The sequence below is a fragment of the Amycolatopsis sp. A1MSW2902 genome, assembly GCF_017312175.1.
Taxonomy (GTDB): domain Bacteria; phylum Actinomycetota; class Actinomycetes; order Mycobacteriales; family Pseudonocardiaceae; genus Amycolatopsis; species Amycolatopsis nivea.
Map to the genome: position 1 here is coordinate 6008358 of NZ_QJPO01000001.1, position 14586 is coordinate 6022943.

A 14586-nucleotide genomic window follows, 5' to 3' on the forward strand; every position below is an offset into this window, starting at 1 on the left:
GAGAGCCTCGACCACCGGCGCGAAGGGACCCCTCATACTCCGTTCGGGCAGTGCGAGGGGTCCCCTCGCGCCACTTCCGGAGGAGGCCCAGTGAGCAGTTCCGACGTTCCCGCCCTGCGCAACGGCCTCTCCGTGCTGCGCCTGCTCGCCGGCCACGCGGGCCCGGTCTCGGCCGCGGCCATCGCGCGCGACCTGGAGTTGCCTCGGTCGACGACGTATCACCTGCTCAACGAACTGACCGCAGCCGGTTTCGTCACCCACCTGCCCGCCGAACGCCGCTACGGCCTCGGCATCGCCGCCTTCGAACTCGGCTCGGCCTACCTGCGCCACGACCCACTGGAGCGCTTGGCCGGACCGCTGCTGCGCAAACTCGTCGACCGCATCGGCCACACCGCACATTTGGGCGTCCTGCACGGCAACGAATCGCTGTACCTGATCAAGGAACGCCCAGCCCGCCCGGAAACCCTCGTCACCGACGTCGGCGTGCGACTGCCCGCACACCTGACCGCGTCCGGCCGCGCGATGCTGCAACACCTGCCAGCCGCACACGTCCGCGCCCTGTTCCCAGCCGCCACGTCGTTCGTCCTGCGCACTCCACGCGGCCCCAATTCGCTGGCCGCACTACGCCGCACCTTGGCGACCGAACGCCGCCTCGGCTGGTCAGTAGAAGACGGTCACGTGACAGCAGGCTTCGCCTCTGTCGCCGCCCCAGTGTTCGACCACGGCTCCAGGCCGATGGCCGCGATCAGCGTGACACTGCGCCACCTCTGCCCAGACGAGGGCCCTTGCGAAGAGACCTTCCCCGACCTAGCCGAAGCCGTCGCCGCGACAGCCGCAACCCTAACCACACACATCGGCGGCACCCGCCCAAGATGAGATCCGGTCGCAGGGCAGCCGGTGCCACAGAAGGCTTCCCGCGATGCTGGGGGCCAGTGCCGAACACCCATTCCGCCTAGGCAATTGCTTCCTTGATGCCGTCGGCCAACGCACCCAGCCCACGCAACGCAACCACCACGATGGGGGTCCAGGGGGCGCAGCCCCCTGGCGGGGGTTTGGGGGTCCGACCCCCAAAGGCAAGGACGAAGAAGAGCCCTGGCCAACGCGCAAGCGTTGGCCAGGGCTCTCCCGCGAATCGAGTGGAGGTGCCGGGAATTGAACCCGGGTCCTCTAGCGCCTCCTCAAGGCTTCTCCGTGCGCAGTCCGCTATGTCTCTGCTTGGCCCCTTCAGTCACGCGAACAAGCTGAAGTGACGAGCCCAGCCACTGTTTGCTTCCCTACCGGGCCCCGTGGCCGGGACCGGCGGTAAGCCTCCTAGCTGATGCCGGCGACCGGGTCGGAGGCGACCCCGGGCCGACAGACTTGCTCTACTGCGATCAGGCAGCGAGAGCGAAGTCGCGCTGGCTATTGGCCTTGGCGCTTATTAGGTTGCGATGACGCTTACGGTGGTCTCTCGCCTGCACCGGCACGCTTCCCTTGATTCAACGTCCAGAGTCGAAACCGTTCACCCCCTTGTAGGTGCTTGTAACCTCACCATCATAACCCGCCCGGCAACCCGATAATTCCGGCACGGGGTAGGGCTGTCCCCACCTCGAAGATGCCCGCTCGCCCCCTGGTTGCCCGGCACCGGTCCGGCCATGCTGAGCAGGTCAGTTTCCGCAGTGAGGGAGCCCCGCCATGGTCACCGTGCCCGCCGGTCGCAGTTTTGGGCGCCGCACTCCGCCGTTGGGCGGGGCGCTGGCGTATCTCCTGCTCAACCTGCCTATCGGGATCCTCTCGTTCACGCTCATCGTGACGCTGGGGTCGGCCGGGCTGGGGACGATCGTCGTGTGGCTCGGCGTTCCGCTGCTCGCGCTGCTGGTCCTGTTCGCGCGGACCGCGGGGCGGGTCGAGCGGGGACGGGTGTTCGCGCTGCTCGACGTGTACATCGACGATCCGTATCTGCCGTTGCCGCCGTCGGGGCAGAAGCAGCGCTGGCTGACCCGGCTGAAGGACCCGGCGACCTGGCGCGACCTGTCCTACCTTTTCCTGCTCTTCCCGCTCGGCCTGGTGGAGTTCGTGCTGGTCGTGACGGTGTGGGCGGTCAGTCTCGGCCTGGTCGCGCTGCCGATCTACTACCGCTTCCTTCCGGACGGGGTCTACGCCTTCCCGAGCTACGATGTGCAGTGGTTCGTCGTCGACTCGACGGTGGCCGCGCTGCCTTGGGCGGCGCTGGGGGTGCTGTTCGCCGCGATCGCCGTGGCCCTCACCAAGGGGCTCGCGGCCCTGCACGCCGCGTTCGCGGCCGGGTTCCTGCGGCCCACGGTTGCCCAGCGGCGGCGCATGGAGCGCTCCTGGAACGAGATCGACGGGATCACGGTGGCCGGATGACTGCGCAAGACCCGCCTCCGGAGCACCCTCGTCCGCATCCGGCTCGCACGATCGGGTACATGATCCCGACGTTCGTGCTGCGCCTGCTGCAGTTCATCCTCATCGTGGTCGGCGCGACCGTCGGCACGGCGACGCTGATCATCTGGGTCGGCTTCCCGATCCTGCTGGCCGTCACCGGCTTCATCCGCTGGTCCGGCGACCTCGAGCGACGCTGGGCCCGCCGGATGCTCGGCACCCCGCTGGGCCCGGTCGAGCGGCTGCCGCTGGAAGGGCAGCCGATGACCCGCCGCTGGCTCACCCGGCTGTCCGACCCGACGACCTGGCGCGACCTGGCTTATCTCCTGGCCGCGTTCCCGCTGTCGATTGTCGAGCTGCCGATCGCGCTCGCGTCGATCGTGCTGCTGCCGATGGCGATCTGGGTGACGCCGTGGCTGGGCTGGCTGCACGGCAACCTGGCGCTGTCGCTGCTGGGCCCGAACCGCACGAAGAAGCTGGAGAAGAAGGCCGAGCACCTGCAGGCGTCGCGGGCTCGGGGCGTGGACGCCGCGGAGGCCGAACGCCGCCGGATCGAGCGTGACCTGCACGACGGCGCTCAGCAGCGGCTCGTGGCGGTCGCGATGAGCCTCGGCCGGGCGAAGTCGAAGTTCGACAACGACCCGAACGCGGTGCGCGACCTGATCGACGAGGCCCATTCGGACGCCAAGCTCGCCGTTTCCGAACTGCGCGACCTCGCCCGCGGCATCTACCCCGCCGTACTGGGCGACCGCGGTCTCGACGCGGCTTTGTCCGCGCAGGCCGCGAAATCGCCGATCCCGGTGGACGTACACGTCGACGTCGAGCCCCGCCCGCCGGCCGCGGTCGAGACCACCGCGTACTTCATCGTCGGCGAGACCCTCACCAACATCGCCAAGCACTCCGGCGCGACCGAGGCGATGGTGAAGGTGTGGCGCTCGGACACGCACGTCATCACCGAAATCACCGACAACGGCCACGGCGGCGCCGAAGTACGCCCCGGCGGCGGGCTCGCCGGGCTGGCCGACCGAGCAGCGACCATCGACGGCGTGATCACCGTCGTAAGCCCGGTCGGCGGGCCGACGGTCATCAGGGCGGACCTGCCGTGTCAGTGGTAAGTCACCCGTCGAGGCTGGCGCGAAGCGCGGCCACTCGCTGAACGAGCATCTGTCCTTCCCCAGCCATGACCGTGATGTAGCGGTTCCGTTCTGACCCGGAGACCTCGAACGCGACCCGGCCGTCGCTGAGGTCGCGGTAGGTCAGAACGCCGTCAGCGACCCGCCTGCTCCGCCCTGTCCCGCGAATCGACACATTGATCTCGCCACGCCCAAAAGCAGGCCGGGTGAGTAGTTCGTCGACGGTCCGCGCGGCGCGGCTGCGCTCGTCCGGGAAGTCGCTGTCGTCGCCGCGGAATTCGTGTTGCGACAGAGAAATCAAGGCGAGTTTCGCCGGGCGGAACGTCGGCAGACGCGCGACGAGAGCGGCGGCTGGCGACTCTCGGCTGTCCGAGGCCTTCACCAGCACCCGAGCCCCGTCATGGACCGCAGTCACTACGCCCCGCCCACGAGCCCCCACGAACACGCTGTACTGCTCGCCCTGGTTGTCGACGCGTGCCACATACTCCGTTTCGGGCCGCGCGAGCGTGTACAGCGCGTCCTCGAACGCGTCGGACACGCGGCCGCGGTCGAGAAGTCCCAGCCGGTGCAACTCGTCGCGAGCCTCATCGGCCAACTCGCCCGCCAACGACTCCGGCACGTGCATCGCGCCGAAGCCGAACAACGGGTGCGGGTCATTCAGCTTGACTTCACGAAATGAATACTGCAGAGCACTCAGTGTAATTTCAGTTGTGCGCGCGAACAGCACCGTCGTCCCTCCCCTGAACTGATGCGCTATCGCTGCGGACGATCACCGATGACCGGCGGGACCGGCTTCACCTCGTTGCCGCCGAACACTCCGTCCGGATCGGCTTCCCGCAGGTAGGGCGCGGCCTTCTTTTCCTTGTCCTCTTCACCTTTCCCGCCTTTTCCGCCCAACGGACCGGCCATCGAGGCCGCGTTCTTCCCGGACGAGCCCGGAGCCCCGGCCGCACCGCCGCGCCCGGGGGCCGATTCACCCGGCGTCCGGGCACCGGTACGACCGCCCGCGCCCGGTTCGCTGTCGACGCCCGCGCCGCCCGGCGAATAGCCGAGCGGGCCGAACGCGCCGCCGTGGCCGCCGGTCCCGTCTCCTTGCCCGAGACTGATCGGACTCGGCGACGGAACCGGCTGGAAACGCGGCGGGACCGGCGGCCACGACTGCTTCTTGACACTCTCGTCGTCGCGTTCGGACGGGACCCGCCAACCGGGCGGCGGCTGTACTGGCGGCGGCTGTACAGGCGGCTGGCCGCCGGGACGACGGACCGGACCTGGCGTCGGGACCGGACCCGGCGTCGGCGACGGCGACGGCGGCGGGGCAGGAGCCGGACTGGGCGCCGGGCTCGGATCCGGACCGCGCTCGACCGGCCCAGGCCCGGACGACGGCGGGCGGCGCAATCCGCCGCCCTGGCCGCCAGTGCGCGACTGTCCGGGCCGGGCCGGATCTTCGGCACTGGCCAGGGTGATCTGCGCCCCGCTGTCCCGCAATTCCGCGTACTTCGCGGGCACCCGGCCGTTATTCGATCCGCTGGTCGCGCTGTATCCGCTGAAAACCTGCACATTGTGCTGCGAATCCGCTTGCCATTGCGTCACCCGGTCGGTGTACTTCTGCCCGTCCCCGTGCAGAAGGGCGACGACGTCCTCGTCGGTCAATCCGGGTTCCTGCGCGGCCACCGGTTTCACGCTGTTCTTGGCATTCTGGAAAGCCGACATCTGCTCGTGGGCGACGACCTGGACCGCACCCAACCGTGCCGAGTCTTCCGCGGCGGTCTCGAGCAGCGGGGTGCACGAATTCGCCGCCGCCTCGTTCGCGGCCTCGCCTTGCCACGCCTCGCGCTGGAAGGCGGCGAGCGTCCCGGCCCGCGTGGCCAGGTCGAGGAGATGATCGCTCAGCTGGGAAGCAGCTCGCTGGGTATCGCCCAACGACCCGGCTCCGGCTCCGCCGGTCAGCTCGCGGTAGATCTCGGCAGCGCTCATGCACCGCTCCGGCTGCATCATCGCCCTCCCTTGAGATTGCCGACCACGGCGGCGGCTACGGCATGAACGGAATCGCAGGGATCTTTCTTCTCCTTGCGCGAGTCCGGCTGTTCGACGAAGAGCTCGATCGTCTGGTCGTCTCGCACGCCCAAAGACGCCCGGCATTGGCCGAAGGTGCGCTTTTCCGCGGTATCGGTGGCGACCAGCGGATATCCGTCGACCGCGGGGAGCGGCTGGAAGAACTTGTAAAGACCCCCCTTGGCCGCGTAAACGGAGGTCAACCCGCGTTTGTCGACGCCATTGACAATGACGCTGATGCTGGCGTGCTCGTACTGGTGACCGCCGAACCAGCTGCAGGAAGGCCCTCCGCCCGCGTTCTCGGACTTGGGCGCGACCGGACCGCCGAGGAAGCCCTTGACCTGTTCAGCGGTAAGAACCGTGCACGGGTCCTGCGAGGCTTTGGCGGTGTCGATCGGATCCTGCACCTTCGGCACTCCTGGCCCGGGCAGTTGAGCATCAGCCGCGGTGCTGGTCGGCGCCGGCGAATCGCTGTTCGACGTGATCGGGGTTGCCTGCCCTCCGGCGCCCCCGGAGCACCCTGCCAGGGCAAACAACGTCGCCGCCGACAGCATTGCAACGCGCCTCACAGGGTGCCCCCGACCTTCTTCACGTCATGCGCTTGCTCGGCTTCAACCGTCTGGTACTTGCCTGTAGCCGCTCGGAACTTGGCTGCCTGCTGACGGCAGTACTGCGCCCGATCCTGAAGAGACGTGATCAGGACGCCTCCTGAGTTCCGAAAGGTCTCCGCGTTGTTTCCGCTCGCGTAGTCCAGAGCCGGAGCCAGCATCTGCGCGATAACCCGTGCGTTACCGACAGCTGTCGTGAACTCGTTTGCCAGCTTCTCGAACTCGTCCGCTACACGGTCCAGTCCCGCCGCGTCCAGCGAGTAGCTGCCCGCGCCCGCTGCTCCGCGATTGTCAGTCACTCTTACGCCCTCCCTGCGCAGAACAACTCCGGCCGACCGTCGCTCACCCGTCCGGGCTACCGAAGCCACCGGGCGAATCCCGGCTCGTCTTTGTGGTCGACCGCGCCGGATGCTGACTGGATTGCCGGGGCGCCGATATCCGTCTCCTGAGCGACCTCTGTCGGCACTTGCAGACAATTTATAGCAGGTCTTTTTCATAGGGTGTCACTTATCGGACCTTGCTTAGAGCATGATCTGGTGCACTGGGACGAGGCGACGGCGAAGAAGTTCGGTCGCGCGTTGCGTCGCTTGCGCGAGGAGCGGCAGATGTCCCAGGAAGCTCTCGCCTTCCAAGCTGGGGTCACGAAAAACCAGGTCCAGCTGATCGAGTCGGGCCGGGCATCCGGGCGCAAGGACGCGGCCGGCCCGTCGAATCCGCGCATGTCGACGCTCGTCGGGCTCGCCGCGGTGCTCAGCGTGTCGGTCTCGGACATGCTCGAATCCGCCGACCTCTGACCCGTTCGGCGGTAAAGTCGACCTGCCGCGCCCGAGATTGCCCACTCGTGAGTGAATAGGCCCGCGAGCCGTTCACTCACTGATCTGGGGGCCTTGATGCGAGTAGTGATCGCGGAAGACGCCGTGTTGCTTCGGGCCGGGGTCACCCGGTTGCTCGCCGACGAGGGCATCGAGACCGTCGCCGCGGTCGACAATGGCGACGATCTGCTCGGCGCGATCACCGAACACCGTCCTGACCTGGCGATTGTCGACGTCCGGATGCCGCCGACGTTCACCGACGAGGGTTTGCGCGCGGCACTGGCCGCTCGCAAGGAGATCGCCGGTCTGCCGGTGCTCGTGCTGTCCCAGTACGTCGAGGAAAGCTACGCGGTCGAGCTGCTGTCCGGTGGTGCCGGAGGCGTCGGTTACCTGCTGAAAGAGCGCGTCGCCGACGTGGACGAGTTCCTGGACGCGGTCCGTCGCGTCGCGGACGGCGGCACCGCCATCGACCCCGATGTCATCGCCCAATTGATGGCTCGCGGCCGCCGCAACCCTCTGGATGCGCTCACCGCGCGTGAATCCGAGGTGCTCGGCTTGATGGCTCAGGGCCTGTCCAACAACGCCATCGCGAACTCGCTGGTCGTGTCGCACGGAGCGGTCGAAAAGCACATCGGCAACATCTTCTCGAAGCTCGGTCTCGAGGCCAGTTCCGAGGAACATCGCCGGGTTCGCGCGGTGCTGACCTACCTCGGCCGCTGAAACCCCTCACTCGAACTGACGGCAGCCCCGACGCGGGTCCCTCGCCTACCATGGACTGATGCCGAGCGAGGAGAACCCGATGTCCGACCGCAGCGTCCGCTTCTTCGGCGGCCCGCTCGACGGCCGGGTGCAGGAACTCGCCGACGAGGAACCGGTTCCGGGCACCGTCGTGCGGCACATCCACCTGCACGGCGGACCGAAAATCGAGACGCGGTACGAACTCGGCCTCACCGAGGACGGCTGGGCGTACCGGGTGCAGGCGCACGAATCCGAACCGGAGCCGGACACCCTGTCCTAGCCCGGTAGGGCAAACCCCACCTTTCGCCTACTGCTGACCCAACCCCGTTTTCGGTGGTCTGCACCGCTGTTCCGGAGCCCGGAAACCGACAGGCTCTTCAGCATGACGACGAGCCAGCTGCAGACCCGCGGCACCAGGGCGACCCGGGACAAATTTCTCGACGTGGTACGCGCCGGAGCGATCCTCGCGGTGGTCGCGCAGCACTGGACGATGCCGGTGCTTTCCTTCTCCGGCAACACTCTTGCCACCGGAAACGCCCTCGCGACGCCCGGCTGGTGGATCATCACCTGGGCCTCGCAGGTCATGCCCCTCGTGTTCTTCGCAGGCGGTGCGGCGAACCTGATCTCGTTGCGCCGCGCGGAATCCACCCGCGCCTGGTTTGCCGGACGCGTTCGCCGGCTGCTCGTTCCGGTGCTGCCGCTGATGGCGGTGTGGCTCGTCGTGCCGGATCTGTTGCGCGGCATGGGAGTTCCGCCGCAACCGGTCCAGGTGGCCAGCGCGATCGCCGCACAACTGCTCTGGTTCCTCTCCGTCTACCTGCTCACCGTGCTGCTCACGCCGCTGATGGTCGCCGCGCACCGCCGCTGGGGTCTCGCGGTTCCGGCGGTGCTGGCCGGACTGGGCGTTCTCGTTGACGTGGCACGGTTCTCCGACCTCGGGATGATCGGATACGCCAACGCCGTCATCGTCTGGGTCGCCGTGCACCAGCTCGGCTTCCACTACGTCGAAGGCCGCCTCGGCTCGCTCAGCCGCCGTGCCGCGCTGGCCGTTTCCGCCGCCGGTTTCGGGGTGACGGCGCTGCTGGTCGCGTTCGGTCCGTACCCGGCGAGCATGATCGGCATGCCGGGCGCGCCGGTGTCCAACATGAGCCCGCCCACCGTCCTGCTGCTGTTCCTCGCGCTCGGTCAGATCGGCTTCCTGCTGGCGTTCCGCGAGAAGCTCGTCTCGCTCCCCCGCGTCACCGCGGCACTCAGCTGGCTCAGCCCGCGGTTCATGTCGGTCTACCTCTGGCACATGCCGGCGCTGGTCGTGGTTTCCGGCGTGACCGTCCTCGGCCTCGGCTACTCGACGCCGACCCCGGGTTCGTCGATGTGGTTCCTGATGGCACCCGCCTGGATCGCCGTGTGCGGCGCGGTGCTGCTGGGTCTGCTGCGCCTGTTCGAGCGCTTCGAAACGCAGCCGGACGGCCTGGTCGTGACCGCTCGGACGCCTCAGCTGGTGCTGGCGGGCCTGCTCGCCTCCGGCGGTCTCCTGGGATTGGCCGCGCACGGGTTCGCCCCGCTCAACGACAACCTGCTGACCGGTCCGCTGCCCTGGGTGGCGCTGGTCGCGGCCGGATACGCACTGGCCGGACGTCAGGTGTCGATGACGCGCAGCCGGACTCTCGTGGCGGTCAAACGCTGAGGAGCTTCGCGGGGGTGTCGTGCAGCACCGCCCGCAGGAACGGCTCGCCAAGGCGATCGTCGGCTGCCCAGCCGGCGATCGCCTGCAGCTGTGTGGCGTAGGAGTAGGGGATGTTCGGGAAGTCGGTGCCGAGGACGACGCGGTCGGCCACCTCCGCCAACCGGACCGTCCAGTCCGGCGGCAGCGGCGACATCGCCTCCGCGAACGGCACGCCGACCATGGTGGTGTCGAGGTGCACTCGCGGGTAGCGCGCCAGCAGCTCGAACGCGGTGGCGAACTGCGGCATCGCCGCGTGCGCGAGGACGGCGGTGAGCCGCGGATGCCGTCGCAGGACTTCCTCGAACACCTCAAGCCCGGTGAAATCGCCGCGCAACGGACCGTGTCCACAGTGGATCACCACCGGCACGCCCGCTTCGGTGAGCGAGCCCCACACCGGGTCGAGCAGCTCGTCCCGCGGGTCGTACGCCCCGACCTGCACGTGCGCCTTGAAACACCGGGCTCCGGCGCGCAACGCATTGTCCACATAGGACGCCGCCCTCGGCTCCGGGTAGAACGTGCCGGTGGGCACCGCTTCCGGCACCTGCTCGGCGAACTCCAGCACCCACGACGTGAGCCACTCCGCCATGCCCGGCTTGTGCGGGTACACCAGCGGCGCGAAGGCTTTCACGCCCAGCGCGCGCAACGTGCCGATCCGTTCCGCCTCCGGCGTGCGGTAGTGGATCGGCCACGGCGTGCCGTAGTGCTGCTCGGCGCGGTCGAAATACGCCCACACCTTGTCCAGCACGGGCTTCGGCAGGAAGTGGACGTGCAGGTCGACGATTCCGTCGAGGCCGAGCCCGGCGATCCAGCCCGGGACGTCGGCGTCGGTGGCCGGACCCGCCGTCACTCCGTGAACCGGCCCTTCAACGCCCGCCCCATCGCGCGGCTGATGTCCTTCTGCGCGTCGCGCTTGGCGAGCGACTGCCGCTTGTCGTAGGCCTTCTTGCCCTTGGCCAGCGCGATCTCGACCTTGACCTTGCCGTCCTTGAAGTACATCGACAGCGGCACGAGCGACAGACCGCTTTCCTTGGTCTTGCCGATGAGCCGTTCGATCTCGCGCCGGTGCAGCAGCAGCTTCCGCGTGCGCCGCGGCATGTGGTTGGTCCAGGTGCCCTGGGTGTACTCGGGGATGTGGACGTTGCGCAGCCACACCTCGCCGTCGTCCACCGTCGCGAACGCGTCCACAAGGGAGGCTTTGCCTGCGCGCAGGCTCTTCACCTCGGTGCCCTGCAGCACCATCCCGGCCTCATAGGTGTCCAGGATGGAGTAGTCGTGCCGAGCCTTGCGGTTCGACGCGATGACCTTCTGTCCACGTTCCTTGGGCATACCGACCACTTTACGTGATGTGTCCGACGGCGAGCAGCGGATTTCTTTCCGCTAGTGCCGCACGTACAGGCGCAGCGTGACGTACCCGGTGATCGCCGAGATCACGATCGACACCGCGAGCAGGATCGGCGCGACCGGGAACAGCACCTCGAGCGTGGTGATCTGCGGGAACACTTCGCCGGTGAAGACCGTGTCGAGGAAGGACAGCTTCGTCAAAAGCAGGAACACCACCCCGAGCACGGCGCCGACCGTGCCGGCGACCACCGCCTCCAGGAGGAACGGCAGCTGGGTATACCACCGCGTCGCGCCCACCAGGCGCATGATGCCGACTTCCGTCCGCCTCGTGAACGCCGAAACCTGAATAGTGTTCGCGATCAGCAGCAAGGCGGCGACGGCCATGATGAGCGCCATCACGAACGCGATGTTCCGGACGCCGTTGAAGACGTTGAACACGCGGTCGAGGAACTTCTTCTGGTCGTCGACCTTCTTGACGCCGGGCTGGCCGGTGTACTGCTTGATGATCGCGTCGGACCGGTCCGGGTCCTTCAGCTTCACCTGCAGCGACGCGGGCAGCGCCTCGGGGCCGGTCAGCTCGAGCAGTTCGGGCTGGCTCGCGAAGATCTTCTTGAACCGGTCGTAGGCCTGGTCGCGGTTCTCGTACACGACCGATTCGACGCCGGGGTTGTTCTGCAGCGACTGGCGGAGCCCGGTGCAGAGCGCCTGCGTGCAGTTCTTGTCGTTCGCGCTCACGTCGTCGACCAGCGTGACCGAAACTTCGACTTCGGCGAGGAAGTTCGCCTTCATCTTGTCGATCGTGCGCACGGCGAGCAGACCGCCGCCGAGCATGGCGAGCGAGACCGCGGTGGTGAGGATCATCGCGATGGTCATCGTGACGTTCCGGCGCAAACCGGTGACGACCTCGCTGAAGACGAAACTGGCACGCATCGCTCTCGTAATTCCTTGGGTCGGGGCGGAAAAGGGCGGGGTGCGTCAGCGGCCGATGCCGTAGACGCCGCGGGCGTCGTCGCGGATCACGCGACCGAGCTGCAGCTCGACGACCCGCCGCCGCATCGAGTCCACGATGGAATGGTCGTGCGTGGCCATCAGCACCGTGGTGCCGGTGCGGTTGATCCGCTCCAGCAGCAGCATGATGTCCTGGCTGGTGTCCGGGTCGAGGTTCCCGGTCGGCTCGTCGGCGAGCAGCACGAGCGGCCGGTTCACGAACGCGCGGGCGATCGCGACGCGCTGCTGCTCGCCGCCGGAGAGCTCGTTGGGCAGCCGGTCGGCTTTGCCGTCGAGGCCGACGAGTTCGAGCACCTCGGGCACGACCTTGCGGATCGTGGGCCGCGGTTTCCCGATCACCTCGAGGGCGAACGCGACGTTTTCCGCGACGGTTTTGTTGGCCAGCAGCCGGAAGTCCTGGAACACGCAGCCGATGGTCTGGCGCAGGCGGGGGACCCTGCGCCGGGCGAGCTTGGCGACGTCGAAGTTCGACACCATGACCCGGCCCTTGGAAGGCACCTCTTCGCGCAGCAGCAGCCGCAGGAACGTCGACTTCCCGGAGCCGGACGGGCCGATGAGGAAGACGAACTCACCCTTGTCGATCTCGACCGACACCCGTTCGAGGGCGGGACGGGTCGAGGTCTTGTAGACCTTGGAAACCTCTTCGAGCCGGATCACGGTTCGGCATCCTACCCATGGGCCCCGTTAAGCCCGGGTTGCCGGTGCCTTGGGTGACCCGCGCCTCGTCCCGGCGCGGGTCACCGCGGCGACGCGGATCAGGCCGCGTTCGCCTGCTTGCGCCAGCGGATCCCGGCCTCGAGGAAGCCGTCGATGTCGCCGTCGAGGACCGCGGTGGGGTTGCCGACCTCGAATTCGGTGCGCAGGTCCTTCACCATCTGGTACGGGTGCAGCACGTAGGAGCGCATCTGGTTGCCCCAGCTGGAGCCGCCGTCCTTGAGCGCGTCCATTTCGGCCCGTTCCTCCTCCTTTTTGCGCTGCAGCAGGCGCGCCTGGAGGACCTTCATCGCGGCCGCCTTGTTCTGCAGCTGCGATTTCTCGTTCTGGCAGGAGACGACGATGCCGGTCGGGATGTGGGTGAGGCGGACCGCGGAGTCGGTCGTGTTGACGCTCTGCCCGCCGGGGCCGGACGAGCGGTACACGTCGACGCGGATGTCCTTTTCCGGGATGTCGACGTGGTCGACTTCCTCGACCTCGGGCAGGACCTCGACGTGCGCGAAGGACGTCTGCCGGCGGCTCTGGTTGTCGAACGGCGAGATCCGCACGAGGCGGTGGGTGCCCTGTTCGACCGAGAGGGTGCCGTAGACGTACGGGGCGCTCACCTTGAAGGTGGCGGACTTGATGCCCGCTTCTTCGGCGTAGGAGATGTCGAAGACGTCCGTGGGGTAGCCGTGCCGCTCGGCCCAGCGCAGGTACATCCGGAGCAGCATCTCGGCGAAGTCGGCCGCGTCGACGCCGCCTGCTTCGGAGCGGATGTTGACGACGGCGTTGCGGGCGTCGTATTCGCCGGACAGCAGGGTGCGGACCTCGAGCGCGTCGATGTCCTTGGCGAGGTCGGCGAGGTCGCCCTCGGCCTCGGTCATGCTGCCGGTGTCGCCTTCGTCGGCGGCGAGCTCGTAGAGGACGCCGAGGTCGTCGAGGCGCTGCCGCAGTTCGGAGACGCGGCGCAGCTCGGCCTGCCGGTGGGACAGCTGGCTGGTGACCTGCTGGGCTTCCTCGACGTTGTCCCAGAGGGTCGGGCTGGACGCCTGTTCCTCGAGCTCGGCGACCTGCGCGCGCAGCGCTTCGAGGTCCATCACCGACTCGATCTGCGTCAGCTTGCCGGTCAGGTCCTTCAGTGCCGCATCGAACTCATCGCTCACGTCGGACAAGGTTACGGCAAAACCCACGACCGGTCGCGAACCGGTCGTGGGGCCGGGGCGGCGCTCAGGCCTGCGGGATCGAGTCGAGCAGCTTCAGGGCGGCCTTGGCCTGCGCCTGGGCGAACTCGGCGACTGCCTTGGCGTAGGGGCCGTCGGCGGTCTTGGCGGCGTTCTTGGCCTCTTCGAGCTGGGCCTGGTAGGTGGTGCGGGCGCTGTCGAGCAGGGCGCCGCGCTGCTTGGCCGTCAGGGAGCCGGCGTGCACGAGCCGCAGGATGAGCGGGCTGCGCAGGTGGTCGGGTCCGGCCTCGGACGTGAGCCACGTCTTGAAGGCCTTCTTGCCCGCCGCGGTGAGCACGTACTGCTGGCTCGAGCGGGGCCCTTGCTTGCCGAGCCGGACGAGACCCTCTTTCGAGAGCGCCGGGAGCTCGCGGTAGACCTGGCTGCGGGTGACACTGAAGAAGGCGCCGAAGCGCTCGTCGGCGCCCGACACGAGCTGCCCGCCGGTGGCGGGACCGTCGTGGAGCAGACCGAGCAGAGCGGCGGCGGTTGCATTCAATTCGGACACCCCTCTACGGTCCCACTTATCCGCCGCTGTGTCCACAGTGGTCACCAATCAGTCCATTGTGGCCAGCGGCAACCCCTCTAACAGCCCAGTCCGCAGGTATGTCCACAATAGACTCTGCCACTCTGAGCAACCACCGCCGAAACGATCACCGCGCCGCAACCACCACCCGAGCGACGGCCAAATGGCGCACAAAAAGGCCGGGGCCCGTGCATCCGCACGAGCCCCGGCTTTCGTTCCACGTAGCGGGGACAGGATTTGAACCTGCGACCTCTGGGTTATGAGCCCAGCGAGCTACCGAGCTGCTCCACCCCGCGTCGTTGTAAAAACAACTCTACACCCCCGAAAAACCCCTCCGACACCACCCC

General features: G+C 68.0%; 17 protein-coding genes, 1 tRNA gene and 1 other RNA gene. 7 read left to right on the top strand and 12 right to left on the bottom strand.

Annotated elements, in window-relative coordinates:
- Positions 1-90 precede the first annotated feature (90 nt).
- A complete protein-coding gene (locus tag DMP23_RS27570) occupies positions 91-876 on the top strand; it encodes an IclR family transcriptional regulator (protein WP_337822989.1) in 786 nt (261 codons plus the stop codon).
- Between the two features lie 258 nt (positions 877-1134).
- Here the strand turns inward: DMP23_RS27570 and ssrA are convergent.
- Positions 1135-1509, bottom strand: a transfer-messenger RNA (tmRNA) gene (ssrA, locus tag DMP23_RS27575).
- Between the two features lie 165 nt (positions 1510-1674).
- On the opposite strand from ssrA, the gene DMP23_RS27580 reads away from it, so the two are divergent.
- Positions 1675-2367, top strand: a complete 693-nt coding sequence (locus DMP23_RS27580) for a sensor domain-containing protein (protein WP_037818301.1) — start codon at positions 1675-1677, stop codon at positions 2365-2367.
- A complete protein-coding gene (locus DMP23_RS27585; protein ID WP_037818300.1) occupies positions 2364-3497 on the top strand; it encodes a sensor histidine kinase in 1134 nt (377 codons plus the stop codon). The genes DMP23_RS27580 and DMP23_RS27585 overlap by 4 nt, the downstream gene beginning before the upstream one ends.
- Before the next feature lies 1 nt (position 3498).
- On the opposite strand, the gene DMP23_RS27590 is transcribed toward DMP23_RS27585, so the two are convergent.
- Genes DMP23_RS27590 through DMP23_RS27605 form a run of 4 tightly spaced genes read right to left on the bottom strand, consistent with a single transcriptional unit; the run spans position 3499 to position 6474 of the window.
- Positions 3499-4242, bottom strand: coding sequence for an ESX secretion-associated protein EspG (locus tag DMP23_RS27590; RefSeq protein WP_337822990.1), 744 nt, complete (start codon positions 4240-4242; stop codon positions 3499-3501).
- Positions 4243-4268: 26 nt separating this feature from the next.
- Positions 4269-5489, bottom strand: coding sequence for a hypothetical protein (locus DMP23_RS27595; protein WP_337822991.1), 1221 nt, complete (start codon positions 5487-5489; stop codon positions 4269-4271).
- A 17-nt stretch (positions 5490-5506) separates the two neighbouring features.
- Positions 5507-6121, bottom strand: a complete 615-nt coding sequence (locus DMP23_RS27600; RefSeq protein ID WP_337822992.1) for a DUF3558 domain-containing protein — start codon at positions 6119-6121, stop codon at positions 5507-5509.
- A gap of 11 nt (positions 6122-6132) precedes the next feature.
- Complete coding sequence (locus DMP23_RS27605; RefSeq protein WP_051172159.1) at positions 6133-6474, bottom strand: hypothetical protein; 342 nt, start codon at positions 6472-6474, stop codon at positions 6133-6135.
- Positions 6475-6711: 237 nt separating this feature from the next.
- On the opposite strand from DMP23_RS27605, the gene DMP23_RS27610 reads away from it, so the two are divergent.
- The 4 genes from DMP23_RS27610 (at position 6712) to DMP23_RS27625 (ending at position 9409) form a co-directional block, all read left to right on the top strand.
- Positions 6712-6969: a helix-turn-helix domain-containing protein gene (locus DMP23_RS27610; RefSeq protein WP_337822993.1), complete on the top strand. Its 258-nt coding sequence runs from the start codon at positions 6712-6714 to the stop codon at positions 6967-6969.
- Positions 6970-7065: 96 nt separating this feature from the next.
- Positions 7066-7707, top strand: coding sequence for a response regulator transcription factor (locus DMP23_RS27615; RefSeq protein ID WP_037818299.1), 642 nt, complete (start codon positions 7066-7068; stop codon positions 7705-7707).
- A gap of 79 nt (positions 7708-7786) precedes the next feature.
- The gene (locus DMP23_RS27620) at positions 7787-8005 is read left to right on the top strand and encodes a hypothetical protein (protein ID WP_037818298.1); all 219 of its coding nucleotides are present in this window, start codon (positions 7787-7789) and stop codon (positions 8003-8005) included.
- 102 nt (positions 8006-8107) lie between these two features.
- Positions 8108-9409, top strand: coding sequence for an acyltransferase family protein (locus DMP23_RS27625; RefSeq protein ID WP_337822994.1), 1302 nt, complete (start codon positions 8108-8110; stop codon positions 9407-9409).
- On the opposite strand, the gene DMP23_RS27630 is transcribed toward DMP23_RS27625, so the two are convergent.
- The 7 genes from DMP23_RS27630 to DMP23_RS27660 all read right to left on the bottom strand — a co-directional run bounded on the left by DMP23_RS27630 (position 9399) and on the right by DMP23_RS27660 (position 14535).
- Complete coding sequence (locus tag DMP23_RS27630; RefSeq protein ID WP_337822995.1) at positions 9399-10295, bottom strand: amidohydrolase family protein; 897 nt, start codon at positions 10293-10295, stop codon at positions 9399-9401. The two genes, DMP23_RS27625 and DMP23_RS27630, sit on opposite strands and share 11 nt — an antisense overlap.
- Positions 10292-10774 carry an SsrA-binding protein SmpB gene (smpB, locus tag DMP23_RS27635; protein WP_037818295.1) on the bottom strand — a complete coding sequence of 161 codons (483 nt, stop codon included), beginning with the start codon at positions 10772-10774 and terminating at the stop codon, positions 10292-10294. Before smpB ends, DMP23_RS27630 begins: the two co-directional genes overlap by 4 nt.
- A 51-nt stretch (positions 10775-10825) precedes the next feature.
- Complete coding sequence (ftsX, locus tag DMP23_RS27640; protein ID WP_037818294.1) at positions 10826-11719, bottom strand: permease-like cell division protein FtsX; 894 nt, start codon at positions 11717-11719, stop codon at positions 10826-10828.
- A 45-nt stretch (positions 11720-11764) separates the two neighbouring features.
- Entirely contained in the window at positions 11765-12454 is a 690-nt protein-coding gene (gene ftsE / locus DMP23_RS27645; protein WP_009073292.1) for a cell division ATP-binding protein FtsE, read from the bottom strand.
- Positions 12455-12552: 98 nt separating this feature from the next.
- On the bottom strand, positions 12553-13656 hold the full coding sequence (prfB, locus tag DMP23_RS27650) for a peptide chain release factor 2 (protein ID WP_037818293.1): 1104 nt from the start codon (positions 13654-13656) through the stop codon (positions 12553-12555).
- A gap of 64 nt (positions 13657-13720) precedes the next feature.
- Positions 13721-14221: a PadR family transcriptional regulator gene (locus DMP23_RS27655; RefSeq protein ID WP_043832318.1), complete on the bottom strand. Its 501-nt coding sequence runs from the start codon at positions 14219-14221 to the stop codon at positions 13721-13723.
- Positions 14222-14461: 240 nt separating this feature from the next.
- A tRNA-Met gene (locus tag DMP23_RS27660) sits at positions 14462-14535 on the bottom strand.
- Between the last annotated feature and the right edge of the window lie 51 nt (positions 14536-14586).

Bases quoted from the DNA above. Each gene is read 5' to 3' on its own strand.
- DMP23_RS27580 (WP_037818301.1), top strand. From the start codon at position 1,675: ATGGTCACCGTGCCCGCCGGTCGCAGTTTTGGGCGCCGCACTCCGCCG.
- DMP23_RS27585 (WP_037818300.1), top strand. From the start codon at position 2,364: ATGACTGCGCAAGACCCGCCTCCGGAGCACCCTCGTCCGCATCCGGCT.
- DMP23_RS27595 (WP_337822991.1), bottom strand. From the start codon at position 5,489: ATGAGCGCTGCCGAGATCTACCGCGAGCTGACCGGCGGAGCCGGAGCC.
- DMP23_RS27600 (WP_337822992.1), bottom strand. From the start codon at position 6,121: ATGCTGTCGGCGGCGACGTTGTTTGCCCTGGCAGGGTGCTCCGGGGGC.
- DMP23_RS27615 (WP_037818299.1), top strand. From the start codon at position 7,066: ATGCGAGTAGTGATCGCGGAAGACGCCGTGTTGCTTCGGGCCGGGGTC.
- DMP23_RS27620 (WP_037818298.1), top strand. From the start codon at position 7,787: ATGTCCGACCGCAGCGTCCGCTTCTTCGGCGGCCCGCTCGACGGCCGG.
- DMP23_RS27625 (WP_337822994.1), top strand. From the start codon at position 8,108: ATGACGACGAGCCAGCTGCAGACCCGCGGCACCAGGGCGACCCGGGAC.
- smpB (WP_037818295.1), bottom strand. From the start codon at position 10,774: ATGCCCAAGGAACGTGGACAGAAGGTCATCGCGTCGAACCGCAAGGCT.
- ftsX (WP_037818294.1), bottom strand. From the start codon at position 11,719: ATGCGTGCCAGTTTCGTCTTCAGCGAGGTCGTCACCGGTTTGCGCCGG.